This is a genomic window from Kribbella sp. NBC_01505 (assembly GCF_045040285.1).
Classification (GTDB): Bacteria; Actinomycetota; Actinomycetes; order Propionibacteriales; family Kribbellaceae; genus Kribbella.
In genome coordinates this window covers 3,750,390-3,763,580 of record NZ_CP109425.1, presented here as the reverse complement: position 1 = coordinate 3,763,580, position 13,191 = coordinate 3,750,390, and the positions used below count along the sequence as shown (strand labels likewise).

Annotated in this window: 14 protein-coding genes; 5 read left to right on the top strand and 9 right to left on the bottom strand. The window is 66.9% G+C overall.

Going from position 1 to position 13,191, the window contains the following annotated elements:
- The first annotated feature begins 180 nt into the window (after positions 1–180).
- The gene (locus OG474_RS17800) at positions 181–369 is read left to right on the top strand and encodes a hypothetical protein (protein ID WP_405063428.1); all 189 of its coding nucleotides are present in this window, start codon (positions 181–183) and stop codon (positions 367–369) included.
- Here the strand turns inward: OG474_RS17800 and OG474_RS17795 are convergent.
- Positions 359–841, bottom strand: a complete 483-nt coding sequence (locus OG474_RS17795) for a carboxymuconolactone decarboxylase family protein (protein WP_405063427.1) — start codon at positions 839–841, stop codon at positions 359–361. The genes OG474_RS17800 and OG474_RS17795 overlap by 11 nt on opposite strands.
- Before the next feature lie 149 nt (positions 842–990).
- Here OG474_RS17795 and OG474_RS17790 point away from each other — a divergent pair, with 149 nt between their 5' ends.
- Entirely contained in the window at positions 991–1,869 is an 879-nt protein-coding gene (locus tag OG474_RS17790) for an RNA polymerase sigma-70 factor (protein WP_405063426.1), read from the top strand.
- Here the strand turns inward: OG474_RS17790 and OG474_RS17785 are convergent.
- Entirely contained in the window at positions 1,853–2,098 is a 246-nt protein-coding gene (locus OG474_RS17785) for a hypothetical protein (RefSeq protein ID WP_405063425.1), read from the bottom strand. The genes OG474_RS17790 and OG474_RS17785 overlap by 17 nt on opposite strands.
- Positions 2,099–2,132: 34 nt before the next feature.
- On the opposite strand from OG474_RS17785, the gene OG474_RS17780 reads away from it, so the two are divergent.
- Both OG474_RS17780 and OG474_RS17775 read left to right on the top strand, forming a co-directional pair.
- Entirely contained in the window at positions 2,133–2,336 is a 204-nt protein-coding gene (locus OG474_RS17780) for a hypothetical protein (protein ID WP_405063424.1), read from the top strand.
- Complete coding sequence (locus OG474_RS17775; protein ID WP_405063423.1) at positions 2,333–3,088, top strand: nucleotidyltransferase domain-containing protein; 756 nt, start codon at positions 2,333–2,335, stop codon at positions 3,086–3,088. The genes OG474_RS17780 and OG474_RS17775 overlap by 4 nt, the downstream gene beginning before the upstream one ends.
- On the opposite strand, the gene OG474_RS17770 is transcribed toward OG474_RS17775, so the two are convergent.
- On the bottom strand, positions 3,074–3,757 hold the full coding sequence (locus tag OG474_RS17770; protein WP_405063422.1) for an SGNH/GDSL hydrolase family protein: 684 nt from the start codon (positions 3,755–3,757) through the stop codon (positions 3,074–3,076). The two genes, OG474_RS17775 and OG474_RS17770, sit on opposite strands and share 15 nt — an antisense overlap.
- A 112-nt stretch (positions 3,758–3,869) precedes the next feature.
- Complete coding sequence (locus OG474_RS17765) at positions 3,870–4,736, bottom strand: HIRAN domain-containing protein (protein ID WP_405063421.1); 867 nt, start codon at positions 4,734–4,736, stop codon at positions 3,870–3,872.
- Positions 4,737–4,964: 228 nt separating this feature from the next.
- Here OG474_RS17765 and ilvA point away from each other — a divergent pair, with 228 nt between their 5' ends.
- Entirely contained in the window at positions 4,965–6,269 is a 1,305-nt protein-coding gene (gene ilvA / locus OG474_RS17760) for a threonine ammonia-lyase IlvA (RefSeq protein ID WP_405063420.1), read from the top strand.
- A 41-nt stretch (positions 6,270–6,310) separates the two neighbouring features.
- Here the strand turns inward: ilvA and OG474_RS17755 are convergent, their stop codons facing one another.
- The 5 genes from OG474_RS17755 to OG474_RS17735 all read right to left on the bottom strand — a co-directional run bounded on the left by OG474_RS17755 (position 6,311) and on the right by OG474_RS17735 (position 13,184).
- Positions 6,311–6,844 (bottom strand): hypothetical protein, encoded by a 534-nt coding sequence (locus tag OG474_RS17755; protein ID WP_405063419.1) that lies wholly within the window; start codon positions 6,842–6,844, stop codon positions 6,311–6,313.
- Positions 6,845–6,896: 52 nt separating this feature from the next.
- Entirely contained in the window at positions 6,897–9,953 is a 3,057-nt protein-coding gene (locus tag OG474_RS17750; RefSeq protein ID WP_405063418.1) for a family 78 glycoside hydrolase catalytic domain, read from the bottom strand.
- Positions 9,954–10,114: 161 nt separating this feature from the next.
- Positions 10,115–10,351 (bottom strand): helix-turn-helix domain-containing protein, encoded by a 237-nt coding sequence (locus OG474_RS17745; RefSeq protein ID WP_405063417.1) that lies wholly within the window; start codon positions 10,349–10,351, stop codon positions 10,115–10,117.
- A gap of 5 nt (positions 10,352–10,356) precedes the next feature.
- Entirely contained in the window at positions 10,357–11,727 is a 1,371-nt protein-coding gene (locus OG474_RS17740) for a rhamnulokinase family protein (protein ID WP_405063416.1), read from the bottom strand.
- Positions 11,724–13,184, bottom strand: coding sequence for an arabinose isomerase (locus OG474_RS17735; RefSeq protein WP_405063415.1), 1,461 nt, complete (start codon positions 13,182–13,184; stop codon positions 11,724–11,726). Before OG474_RS17735 ends, OG474_RS17740 begins: the two co-directional genes overlap by 4 nt.
- Between the last annotated feature and the right edge of the window lie 7 nt (positions 13,185–13,191).

Genomic DNA, 13,191 nt, shown 5'->3' with positions numbered 1-13,191 from the left:
AGCTAACGTCCGACGATCCGGAGACCACGTGCGCGGTTCTTTCGGACGTTGCCGGGGTGGGCAGCTAACGTCCGACGATCCGGAGACCACGTGCGCGGTTCTTTCGGACGTTGCCGGGGTGGGCAGCTAACGTCCGACGATCCGGAGACCACGTGCGCGGTTCCTTCGGACGTTGCGGGGGTGCTGCCGGGGCTGGCGCTCGAGGGGTCGGAGGGCGCGATCCGCGTCGGAAACGGCGGTTTGGCGATCTGCCCCTGGAAACCCCTGGATGCCGCGGCCGGTGCCCGCGATGAGGTGACGTTGCAGGTCACCGCGGGCCTCGGCCACGAGATGGATGTCGAACTGCTCAAAGACTTTCTCAGTTGTTGAGGAGGGCTTCGAACATGCCGGGCTGGTAGGAACCGGCCGGGGTCTGGGCGATGACGTTCATCCGGTTGGCGGCGTTGATGAGCGCCACCAGGATGATCAGCGCCGAGATCTGCTCGTCGTCGAAGTGCTCACTGACCTCGGCCCATGTCGCGTCGGAGACGCCCTTGTGTAGGTCGGCGAGGCGGGTGCCTTCCTCCGTGAAGGCGAGGGCGGCGCGCTCGGCGGGGGTATAGATGGTGGCCTCGCGCCAGGCGGCGACCAGGTGCAGGCGCTGGATGTCCTCGCCGGCGGCGGTGGCGTCCTTGGTGTGCATGTCGAGGCAGAAGCCGCAGCCGTTGATCTGGCTGGCGCGGATGTTCACCAGCTCCTTGATCGTGCCGGGCAGGGTCGACTGCTCGATCACCATCGCGAGCCCGGCGAACCGCTTGCCGAACTTGCCGCCGAGCTGGGTCCCCATCAGGTTGATACGCATCGTCGTGCGTCCTCTCTCGTGGTCGGTTGTGCCCACAAGATGCGCGCCGGGCCGGATCCGTGACAGCCTTGCGCTGTGACGAGGCCCACTGTCACGAGATCGTGGTGACCGGTGTCTGTTGGGCGACCCGACCAGTGGAGGAGGCGGCCATGGACCCCGCGACCGAGGCGTTCGTTGCCCATCGCAACCTGTTGTTCACGATCGCGTACGAGCTGCTCGGTTCGGCAGCGGACGCCGAAGACGTGCTGCAGGAGACGTGGTTGCGCTGGGTCGGCGTCGATTTCGAGACCGTCCGCGAGCCGCGTGCGTACCTGATCCGCATCACCAGCCGGCAGGCGCTCAACCGACTGCGCACGGTCGGCCGGCAACGCGAGACGTACATCGGTCAGTGGCTGCCCGAACCGCTGTTGACCACACCGGACGTGGCGGAGGACGTTGAGCTGGCCGACAGCGTCTCGATGGCGATGCTGCTCGTGCTGGAGACGCTCAAACCGACGGAGCGCGCGGTCTTCGTGCTCCGCGATGTCTTCGCTCTCGAGTACGACGAGATCGCGCAAGCTGTCGACAAGTCGCCGGAGGCGGTTCGGCAGATCGCGCACCGGGCCCGGTCGCATGTTGCAGCCCGTCGGCCGCGCGGAGTGGTCTCGTCAACCGAGGCGAGAGGGGCGCTGGACGCGTTCCGCCGAGCTGTGGAGACGGGTGACATTCAGGGCTTCCTGGACATGCTCGCGCCGGACGTGGTGCTCATCGGCGACGGTGGTGGTGTGCGGCAGGCAGTCCTGAAGCCGATCGTCGGCGCCGACCGGGTCGGGCGCATTCTGAGCGCCGGCATTCCCCAGTACGTCGGCGTCCTCAGCACGGAGCTCATCCAGCTCAACGGCGCCCCCGGCCTGCTCCTGCGCCACAACGGCGAGATCGAGCAGGTCATGGCGTTCCACACCCACCAGGGCCTCATCACGGGTATGTATGTCGTCCGCAACCCACACAAGCTCGAACGCCTCGAGCAGGAGATCACTCTGCTTCGCTAGCCGCAATCGCCGCGTTGATGGCGGCGACCAGTTGCTGGTCGTCGCCGGTGCGCCATTCGTGCCCGGCCGGGCAGGCCCACTGGTCGTGGTCGGCCGTCATCACACACCCAGCCAGCCGCACCCGCCCCGCAGCCGCCGCACGCATCGCAGCCTGCGTCGGCAGCCCGTAGAGGATCGGCACCCCCGCCTCACCACACACAGGGCACGCCGGCCCCGCAGAAACTCCCATGCGCCCAGGGTACGACCCTCAGTAGTCTCACCGAATGGCGTCAAGGTTCGACCGAGCGATGCGGCTGATGCGCAAGCACGACCCGCAACTCCAGGAAGACGGGTACCACCTACTCCTTCCGCACGCTGCTGAACACCTGCAGGAGCTGATCGCCGCCTACGAGGCGGAGACCGAGGATCCAGGGCTCAGGGGCTGGCTACTGGAGCTGATCGAGATTGCCCGAGCGGAGTCAGAGTGAAGTTTCCCGAGACGTTGTCGGCGGGGCGTTGTGCGTTGATCGAGGATGCGGCCAAGACGCTCCAGCGGGAGTACGGCGTGGGGTTCCTTGGGATGGTTTTGTCGGGGTCGGCGGGGCGGGGAGTGGAGACTGAGCGGTCGGATCTTGATGTGATCGTGGTGGTGACGCCGGAGCTGGTTGAGCGGCCATTGCGGCGGGATACCGAGTTGGAGCTGTTGCCGGTGACGCTCAAGCACCTGGAGACGCTGGCGGTGTTCGGGGACGACCAGTGGGGGTATCGGTGGTCGTACGCGTGGGCGCCGACGCTGCTGGACCACACCGATGGGCGCATCGAGCGGGCGATCGAGCGGCAGACTCGGCTGAGTGCTGAGGAGGTGCAGGCGCTTCTGGAGCTTCGGCTGGATGCGTGGATCAACCTGACCTACCGCACACTCAAGTCAACGCGCGACGGGAACCTGCTCGCAGCACGCCTGGATGCTGCCGAGGCGATCTCGCCGTTCCTGGATGTGGTGTTCGCACTCGACGGACAGGTCCGGCCGTACAGCAAGTACCTGACCTGGACGCTGGAGCACCACCCGCTCCCGAGCTGGCCGACCGAAGACCTCCTGCAGACGATCGAGCAGTACCTCGCCGGCAACGCCGAGGCGATCAGGCAGAGCCTCCGGCAGGTGCAGGCGTACGGGCTCCCACTGGTACAGGAGACTTTCGACGACTGGGCTGCCGAGCAGTACGACGCGCTACGGCGTCCCTAGCAGCACCGGGGCCAACGCGTCGTACCAGATGTCGCCCATCTTCAAGAAGCCCGCGTCAGTGGGGTGCAGCTTGTCCGATGAGATGTCGGACAGCGCCATCCGCGCGTTCAGATCAACGAACCGAACATCCGCTCCAGTAGCGCGCACAGCACTCACCACACCGGGAATGGCCGCGTTGTAGGTGTCGATGCGCTCATTCAGCCCCTGGTCGGGCGACGGCACGATCGAGGCGACCAGAATCGTCACACCGGGAACCCGCCGGGTGATGTGCTCGACCAGCTCCTGCAACCGCGCAGGAGCCTCAGCAAGGTCCCGTGCCTGTACGACGTCGTTCGTGCCGATGTGGAGCAGCACGTACCGCGGCCGGTTCAGCGTGAGCCAGTAGTCGATCCAGGAACGCAGTTCGTCGATCCGCATCCCGGGATGGCCCTCGTTGTCCCGGTCCGGCAGATTCCCCCACCGCACCGAGCCCACAAGGTCCACCTGCGGTCCGCCCTGGAGGTGCTGCCACAGCGAGGTGCGGTAGCTGACACCAGTCTCGGGATTGCCATAGGTGATGGAGTCCCCCAGCGGCATCAGCCGCACTCCACCGCCGCCTGGAGTCGCCGGCCCCACCACCAGAACAGCCGCAACGATCAACGGCACAGCGAGCAGCAGACGAAGCTTCACACGGAGAACGTAGCGGTTGGACCAACGCAGGGAGGTGCACACTCAACAGTCATGCTGGAAAGTAGCTCCGCTGTACCCACCCAGAGGGGCGGGGCGAGTACAGCGCAGCCGCCTAGTTGGCTTCTTTCGTCGCCCAGTAGTGCCATTGTGGGGACGCGACTGGGGAACGGGTCAGGCCGTCCGGCCAGGTGGCCGGCAGGTCATGACTCCGTGCCGCGTAAAGGGTCACCTCCGATGCGCTGCGGTCCCCGCGGACTGCTACGCGTGCGGCGGTCTCGGCGCGCATGTCGGCCAGGTAGTGGACGGCAGGCAGGAACTCCGCACTCAGCCGTGGGCTGAGCCGTCCGACCGGTTCGTCGTCGAGACGGATCTCGACCACGTTCCGCGGCCGGTCCTGGATGCTGTCCTCCTCCTCGATCGCATGCATGGTGGCGTACGCCCAGCACTCGCCCTCCGCCCGGAAGAACGGTGCCAGGACCTCTGGATGCACCTCACTGCCCGGTACGACGATGCCGCTGCCGGGCGGTAACAGGTGGAAGCTCCCCGGCGGGGGCAGATTCACCGGGACGAGCATGTGCGGCTGGCCCAGGGCCACCGCGACGCTGGCGTGGAACTCGGTCCCGTCAGCATCTTTGCCGGCCCAGTCGGCCGGCTCCCATTCACTCACCCACAGGTGACACGGCACCTGCGGTTGCAGTCCTTGAGCCACCAGCTCCGAGAGCACCGGGTGGTAGCGATGTGCGTCGTCCCTCGGCAAGTAGCCGACAACCTTCCCCTGAACGCGGACTGCGATCGATCGGGGGTCGAATCTGTTGTGCGGTTCCGGGACCAGTTCCGCCTCGGTGTCCAGATCTGCGCCGCGTGCCGGGATGGGATCAGGGAACAGGCCTCGAATCGCCTGCTCGTGCGGAGCCTCCCGCACGACCTCCTGACCACACCACAGTGCATCGCCCCACAGACTGAACGGAATCAGTTCCATGTGCCCTCCAGTCCCCGCTGACCGGTTTACTCGGCTCATCCCGTCCAGAGCCCTGGCCGTTACACCGAGTGAGCGTATGAAAACTACACTGCCCCGTGAAGGGCCGTTTCACGCATGGAATCAGGCTCTGTTGCGCAACGGTAGCCGTCTGTCCGCAGAATGGACGCAGATCGTCTTGTGCAGCGAGCGAAACGGCGAAGATCGTGCAGATGCACGGGAAGGAACGTCATGCAGGGCAGAAGTTCAGTCGCTCGATCGACCAGCAGAACCGGTTCAGCGATCGTCTCAGAAACGGCCGGTGCGGCCGCCGTCGAGGCCGCCGTCTCGAGGCTCGACGGGATCGCGATCAGGACGCCGCTGGAGCGCAATCTGCGCCTGTCCGAGCGCACCGGGGCGCACATTCTGCTGAAGCGCGAGGACCTGCAGATCGGCCGTTCCTACAAGCTGCGTGGGGCCTTCAACCTGATCGCTCAGCTCGACGACGTGGCCAAGTCGGCGGGTGTCGTGTGTGCCAGTGCCGGCAACCACGGGCAGGGCTTGGCATATTCGTGCCACACGCTCGGCGTTCAAGGAAAAGTCTTCGTTCCGCGGACGACACCGCGCCAGAAGCGGGACCGGATCGCGGCGCTTGGTGGCAAGCAGATCCAGGTGATCGTGACCGGCGACACGTACGACGACGCGGCCGCCGCGGCGCTCGCTGATGCGGAAGCAACCGGCGCGACGATGGTCCCCGCCTTCAACGACCCGCGGACCGTGGCCGGCCAAGGCACGGTTGCCGTCGAGATCGTCCAGCAGCTGGGCCACGCCCCCGACGTACTGGTGGTTCCGGTCGGCGGTGGTGGGCTCATCGCCGGGGTCGCGAGTTGGCTGACGGCCCGGCATCCCGGCGTACGGATCGTTGGTGTGGAGCCGGCCGGTGCCGCGAGCATGGCGGCTGCCTTGGCCGCTGGTGAACCGGTTACGTTGCCGCAGCTGGACAGCTTCGTCGACGGCGCCGCAGTACGGCGGGTCGGCGACGTCACGCTGCCGTTGGTGGCGAGCGCCGGGGTCGAGATGTTGTCGGTCCCGGAAGGGCTGGTGTGCAGCGAGATGCTCGAGCTGTACCAGGTCGACGGGCTGATCGCCGAGCCCGCGGGCGCTTTGTCGACAAGTGCCCTGGGCAACGGTCTCACCGTCCGGCCGGGTGAGACGGTCGTTTGTCTGCTCTCCGGCGGGAACAACGATGTCAGCCGGTACAGCGAGATCCTCGAGCGATCGCTGGTCTACGAAGGCCTCAAGCACTACTTCCTGGTGACGTTCCCGCAGGAGCCGGGCGCGCTGCGCCAGTTCCTGGACGGCGTGCTCGGGCCGGACGACGACATCGCCCTGTTCGAGTACGTGAAGCGCAACAACCGGGAGACCGGTGTCGCGCTGGTCGGGATCGAGATCGGCCGGGCCAGTGACCTGGAAGGTCTACTGGCCCGGATGGATGCCGCCCCGCTCGACATCGAGCGGATCAACCCGAACTCCCCCGAATTCAGGTACTTGATCTGATCCCGCCGCAGACCTCACCCTGCGGCGGGACCAGACCGTCCTCACTGTTTCGTGTGGTTGGGACGCCGCGGGTCGTGCGGATGGTTCCCGTCCGCCCAGTGGCTCTCCGCAGCCGGCCGCGCATCCGTTTCCGTCGGCTGGGGACGGGCCGCGTTCGGTACGTCGCCCGCGTGCGGCATGTTGCCCTCTTCGGCCCCGTGGTCAGGCATCTTGGCCGCGGCCTCGCTGTGGTGCTTGTCGGCCTCACGATCGGCGGTCTTGGCGGCCTCGCGGCGCTCGGTGGCACCAGCGCTCAGCCGACGGGCCTCAGCGGCCTTCTCCTCGGACTCCGCCTGGGCGCGCTTGGCGCGGGCGTCGACCTCATCGGCCGCGGCATGCTGCCGCTCGGCGTGCGCCGCGGCGATCCGCGACTCCTGCTCCTTCTCGTACGCCTCCTGCCGCTGCGCCTCGGCCTGCTGCCGCTGATGTTCGGCACGACGCTTCGACGACGTCTTGGACGCGCCGGCGATCAGCGCGACCAGGATCACCAGGACTGCGAGGGCGACGACGATCCAGAGGACGGTCATTCCGTCCATGGGGTTCCTCCTCTATCGGGGTTCCCGCTCCGGTACCCGCCGCCCTCGCCTCCTAACCGGCGCGGACCACGAACCGATAGGTGCCTGAGGCAACATTCATGGCCACCGTCGCGCCCTCGTCGGTCGCGTTCGAGACCCGCCGTCCACTCTCTGTCACCAACGACGGATCACCAGCAGGCAAACGAACGATTGCTGTCGAGTTGGCCGGCACTGTCACGTCCAGCTGGAAGCCGCGCGAGGTGGACTTCCAGTTGCTGACCACTTCGCCGTACGGCGTCTCGAGCGCGAAGTCGGAGGTGGTGATCCCCGCACCCGGCGTCGGTGCGATCAGCACCTTGCGGTAGCCCGGCTCGGCCGCCGAGACACCGGCCAGCGTCCGGTACATCCACTCACCGACCGCGCCGTACGCATAGTGGTTGAAGGAGTTCATCCCGACGTCGTTGAAGGTGCCGTCCGGGTTGATCGAGTTCCAGCGCTCCCACACCGTCGTCGCGCCCTTGCCGATCTCATAACCCCATGACGGGTACGACGTGTTCTGCAGCAGCTTGTACGCCAGATCCGACCGCCCCACCTTGCTGAGCACCGGCAGCAGCCCGTCCACTCCCAGGAACCCGGTGGACAAGTGCGTGTCCCGCCGCAGGATCGTGTTCACGAAGTGCTCGCCGGACTTGGTGACGTCCGGGATCAGGTCGTTGGTGAAGCCGAGGATGTACCCGGTCTGGCTGTCCGCCCCGACCTTCCCGTCCGCCGCCACGAACCGTGCGATCCACGCGGCCCGTACGTCGTCGTACAGCTTCCGGTACTTCGTTTCGTCCGTGGTGTTGCCGATCGCCGCAGCCATCTGGCTGAGTTGCCGGGCACCCTTCGCCATGAACGCCGTACCGATCAAGTCACCGGGTGTCGGGTCGTCCAGGTTCAGCCAGTCACCGTAGTCGCCGCCACCACGGATCAGACCGGGTGAGTGCGAGGCCAGGTAGTCGACGTACCGAGTCATGGACGCGTAGTGGTCACGGATCACGTCGGTGTCGCCATAGGCCTGCCAGAGCGTCCAGGGCACGTTGACACCGGCATCTGCCCAGCCGGCGTTCCCGAGGCCACCATCGAACGCATTCGGCACAGTCGGCGCCACACTCGGGTAGGAGCCGTCAGTGGCCTGACTGTCGCGCAAGTCCCGTAGCCACTTGGCCAGGAAGGCCTGTGAGTCCAAGTTGTAGACCGCAGTCCGGGCGAACACGTTGATGTCGCCGGTCCAGCCCATCCGCTCGTCACGTGCCGGAGTGTCGGTCGGAATGGACAGGAAGTTGCCGCGCTGCCCCCAGACGATGTTGCTGTGCAGCTGATTCACCAGTGCGGAGTTGGTGTGGAAGCTGGTCGTCTGAGCACCATCGGTACCCATCACCACTCCAGTGATCGCACTGGCCGGCGGTGCGGTCGGCAGTCCGCTGACCTCGACGTACCGGAAGCCGTGGAACGTGAAGCGGGGCTGGTAGGTCTCGGACTGGTTGGTGGCGAAGGTGTAGTGGTCGGTCGCCCTCGCACCGCGCAGGTTGTCGGTGTAGAGCGTGCCGTCCGGGTTCAGTACCTCGCCGTACCGGATCGTCACGGTCTGGCCGGGCTGTCCGGTCAGCTTGAAGCGTCCGACGCCGACCATGTTCTGTCCGAGGTCGTAGAGGTACTTGCCCGGTGTCGGCGAGGCAATGGCCTTGGCTGCCAGGTGTTGCGTCACGCGGACCGGCTGATCGGTCTGCGGGACCAGCTGTGCGGTCGCACTCGGCCGCAGCAACGCCGGTGTCCACTCAGATGCCGTACGGCGTGCGTCGTAGCTCTCGCCGTTGAGCAGATCAGCAACCCGTACGGCGCCTGGGGCGGTCTGCCAGTTCTGGTCGGTACCGATCACGTCGGTGCTGCCGTCTGAGTACGTGACGCGCAGTTGAGCGGTCAGAGCCGTTTCACTGCCGTACTTCTGCGGACCGAACATCGCGAGGTTCCCGGCGTACCAGCCGCTGGAGAGCTCCGCACCCAGCACGTTCTGACCCGACCGCAGTTGCCGAGTGACGTCGTACGTCTGGGACTGGATCCGCTGGCGGTAGTCCGTCCAGCCGGGAGCCAGCTCCTGGTCGCCGACCTTGTGACCGTTCAGGCTCAGCTCGTAGACACCCTGCGCGGCCGCGTAAACGCGAGCCCGGACGACCTTCTTGCCCTTAGGGATTGTGACGGTGCGCTTGAACACTGGCAGCGGCGGACCTGGTAGCCAGAGGTCGGTGTTGCCCTTGACCTGCAGTCCACCAGTCGGCAGCACAGTCCCGTCCGGGAAGGTCTGATCGCCGGCCGCGAATGCAGTGTCGACCAGCTTCTTACCGGTGGCGTTGGTCACCACCAGGTTGTGCACAACGCCGCTCTCGACTCCGTTGGTGCGGAAGCCCACGATCCCGGCCGAGTTGTGGTCGGTGCGCTCGCGCTGGTCGACCTGTGTGCCGTCGATCCAGGTAGTGATCGTCTGACCGGCCACTGTGATCCGTAGGTGGTGCTGCTGGCTCAGATCGACGTTCAGTGGGATCTCACCGAGTACGACGTAGCCACCGCCCTGCTGGCGGACGTGCGGCCGCAGCTTGTTGCCACCGACGGTGTTGAGCTGCCACATGTAGCCGATGCCGGCCCGGCCCCGGAAGAAGACGCCGAGCGCCTCCTTGGTGACGGTGACGTCGGCATCGACCGTGTAGTCGGTCCACTCCGCACCTGGCTGGCTGTCAGCACCGATCCACTGACCACTCCAGTCCGACGGCTGCAGCTGCGCAGTCTCGAAGGTTGCGGGGTCCGACCAGCGCGTGGCGCGGCCGTTGTTGTCCCAGACCCGGACGGACCAGAAGTACTGCGAGTACGGCTTCAACGCGGCACCGGCGTACTCGACGTCGACTGAACGGTCGGAGCGGACCACACCGCTGTCCCACGCGTCCGGATGCGTCAACCGGGATGGAGTGGTCGCCACTCGGACCTGATAGCGCGTCTGCGCCGTACCGCGGCGGTCGCCGTCGAGCTGCCAGCTCAGCCGGGGCTTGCCGGCGGCGATGCCGAGTGGTTCGGCCAGAGCGTTGGTTTTGAGGTTGTGCACCTGAGGTGCTGGTGTGGCTGACGCCGTGGACACAGGCATCGCCAGGAGGGCTGCCAAGGCAAGGCAGACCCCTCGAAGGTATCGGGGCATTGCGAGACTCCTCAGTCAGTGGGGCGGAACTGAGCTCGGGGCGGTGGGGCGGGGAAGGAATCTGTTGAGGGTTAGACGAGGCCGCGGCGGGCGGCCCAGACGATGGCTTCGATCGCGGTACTGAAGCCGAGCCGGTCGCAGATCAAGCGCGTCCGGCGGCGGACAGTCCGTTCGGACAACTGCAACCTGCGCGCCACCGCGTCCATCGGCAAGCCGGTGGCGAGGAGGCGGAGCAACTGCAGATCGTCATGGCTGATCTCCCGCGGCGGTATCCGCTGCGGGCGCATTTCCTGGGGGAGGGCGGTCATGCTGATCACCTGGTTCCGAACACCCGGGACTCGGCGGCGTCCCAGTCGGCCGGTTTGCCCTGCGGGGTGTAGCTCCGCAGGCGATGGGTGGACCGGACCAGGGCGCGCATGGCGGCCAGGTCCGGGAGGGGCTCGCCCAGTGCGCGAGCTTGGACGAGGACATTGCCCAGGGCCGACGCTTCGACCGGTCCTGCCAGTACTGGCAGGCCGCAGGCGTCTGCGGTGAGCTGACACAGCAGTTCGTTCTGGGAGCCGCCTCCGATGACATGCAGTACGTCGACAGGCCGGTCCGCGAGCTCTTGCGCCGACCGCAGCGTCCGCCGGTAGGCGAGCGCCAGACTCTCCAGCACGCACCGCACGATCACACCCTTGGAGGCATCCCCGATCCGAGCAGGCATGTCACCTGGAGCTAGGAACTCTGGTGAATCCGGGTCGATGAGTAGAGCGAAGGGTGGCGCGGCGGCCGCTTCGGCGAGCAATCGGGGCAGGTCGTCGTCCTGCCAGACACGTTGGCACTCCTGGAGGATCCAGAGCCCCATGACATTGCGGAGGAAGCGGATCCGCCCATCCACTCCTCCTTCGTTGGTGAAGTTGGCGATCCGTGCTTCCTCCGTGAGCACGGGTTCGTTCAGCTCCAGTCCGACCAAGGACCAGGTCCCGGACGAGATGTAGGCGAAGCGCTCACCCTCCGCCGGCACACTCACCACAGCCGAAGCCGTGTCATGCGAACCAACCGCCAGCACCGGAGTCCCGCCGTACTCCCCAATCACCTCCCCCGGCTCCCACAGCCGAGGCAGGACCTTCGGGGGTACGCCGATCCGCTCCGCCAGCTCCGCACTCCAGTCGCGCGCGCGAACGTCGTACAACTGTGTGGTCGAGGCGTTCGTCCGCTCGACGCCGATCACTCCGGTGAGCCAGTACGCGAGGAGGTCGGGGATGAGCAGCAGTGTCTCGGCGGAAGCCAACCGCGACTCCGCACTCAGTTGATAGAGGGTGTTGATCGGGAGCTGCTGCAGTCCGGTGATGCCGTACAGCTCCTCGGCCGACACCGCCTGTAGTACGCGCTCCATCGCGCCATCTGTGCGCGAGTCGCGGTAGTGGACCGGGTTGCCGAGCAGGTGACCGTCAGCGTCCAGCAGGCCGTAGTCCACCGCCCAGGAGTCGATGCCGATCGAGTCCACCGGACCTGCGGTGTGGAGACCGTCGAGGAGAGAGCGGTAGAGGTGCAGGATGTCCCAGTGCAGGGTGCCGCGGAGGTCGACCGGGCCGTTCCAGAAGCGGTTGATCTCGGTCAGGTTCAGCAGGTCGGGTCCGACCTCGCCGAGCATGACGCGGCCGCTGGAGGCACCTAGGTCGACCGCCGCGACGCGCTTCATGGCGAGACGACAGTCAGGTCGAGTTGGAGCAGTCCGGCCACCGCTTCGAGGTCCTTGACCCGGTGTCCGGTACCGAGTGCCCAGTGGTGCGCCACTCCGGACGCGGACCACGCATCGGTCCACTCACCCGGGTCACAGCCGAAGTCCACCCGGGACGTCGTGTTGCCGATCTGCAGCAGCGGTCCCGGGACGACCCTGCCCTCGGAAGCGATCAGATGGAACGTACCGTCGCGCCGCTGGCCCAGTCCGCACAGCGTCACCGGCCCTGCCTTCACGTCGAACTCGACGGAGACACCCCAGCCGCGCTTGCCGTGGTAGACGCCCAGTCCACGCAGCAACGGCTTGGCCGCGCTGATCGCCAAGTGCGCCGGTCCGTCGTGCCCCATCTCCACCACGTGGTCGTGGAAGTTCAGCGCCTGCAGCTCGGTGAACGAACCGCCCGCACCGAGCTTGTCCATCACCAGCATCGCCAGTGAGGTGCGCAGCTCGTACTCACCGGCCGCAGGAACACCCCGCGCAGTCAGCAGCGACGCACCGAGGATCATCCCGGCCGCAACGCGCTCGTGCGTCTCCCCGTCCAGTCCGCGGTGGTAGTAGGCCAGCGTGGTCAGGTCGAAGTCCTCAACCAGCCGGTCCAGCGCGACCGACACCGTGGCGCCCCACCGGAAGTCGTCCTCGACCACGGAGTCGTCCAGCGTGAAGATCTCCCGCGCCAGCTCCATCCGTTCCAGGGTCTCCGCAGGAGTGACCTTCTCGACCCGCACGCGCAGGTCGTCGATCTCCAGGATCTCCACGTGCCCACCGAGCTGCGCGGACACCAGCGTCGGGTCGGTGACGACATCCATCATCCCCGGGTACAGATGCCCGAGCAGGCCGTGCCGCCCATGCCGGAACGCAGCCCGTACGCCGGCCGCCCGGATCCACCGGTCGATCCGGGCCCAGGCGCGCTCGTCCTCCAGGTAGCCGGAGACCGAGCGGAACGGCACTCCACACCGCTCGAACGCATTCGCCATCTCCGGCAGCGGACAGGCACCGCAGTACGCCAGCCACGCACCTGTGTCGAACGACGCGTGGTCCATCGACTCCGTCGGCTGCAGGTTCAGCAGCAGCACCGGGGAACCACTCCGCTGCGCCACTGGCACCAGCATCGACGCAGTCATGTAGGTCGTCAGAAAGCCGACGATCAGGTCGCAGTCCGCCAGCCGCAGCTTCTCCGCGGCCGCAGCACCCTCCTGCGCGTCAGAGATGAACCCGACGTCCACAACCTCGCAGTCCAACGCAGCGAAGCGCTCCGCCACCCGCCGAGCAGAGGCCTGCAACTGCGGCAGCAGCTCAGGGAACTGCGGCCAGTAGGCACCCAGCCCACCAGCCACCAGCCCGATCCGTGTCTTGCGGGGCTCCACCCAGGGCAGACCCCCACGCCCGTCGACCGACCGGCTCGGATCAGCGCTCCACATGTCAGCC

Coding starts and splice junctions, on each gene's coding strand:
- OG474_RS17795 (WP_405063427.1), bottom strand. CDS start 841: ATGCGTATCAACCTGATGGGGACCCAGCTCGGCGGCAAGTTCGGCAAG.
- OG474_RS17790 (WP_405063426.1), top strand. CDS start 991: ATGGACCCCGCGACCGAGGCGTTCGTTGCCCATCGCAACCTGTTGTTC.
- OG474_RS17785 (WP_405063425.1), bottom strand. CDS start 2,098: ATGGGAGTTTCTGCGGGGCCGGCGTGCCCTGTGTGTGGTGAGGCGGGG.
- OG474_RS17780 (WP_405063424.1), top strand. CDS start 2,133: ATGGCGTCAAGGTTCGACCGAGCGATGCGGCTGATGCGCAAGCACGAC.
- OG474_RS17765 (WP_405063421.1), bottom strand. CDS start 4,736: ATGGAACTGATTCCGTTCAGTCTGTGGGGCGATGCACTGTGGTGTGGT.
- ilvA (WP_405063420.1), top strand. CDS start 4,965: ATGCAGGGCAGAAGTTCAGTCGCTCGATCGACCAGCAGAACCGGTTCA.
- OG474_RS17755 (WP_405063419.1), bottom strand. CDS start 6,844: ATGGACGGAATGACCGTCCTCTGGATCGTCGTCGCCCTCGCAGTCCTG.
- OG474_RS17745 (WP_405063417.1), bottom strand. CDS start 10,351: ATGACCGCCCTCCCCCAGGAAATGCGCCCGCAGCGGATACCGCCGCGG.
- OG474_RS17740 (WP_405063416.1), bottom strand. CDS start 11,727: ATGAAGCGCGTCGCGGCGGTCGACCTAGGTGCCTCCAGCGGCCGCGTC.
- OG474_RS17735 (WP_405063415.1), bottom strand. CDS start 13,184: ATGTGGAGCGCTGATCCGAGCCGGTCGGTCGACGGGCGTGGGGGTCTG.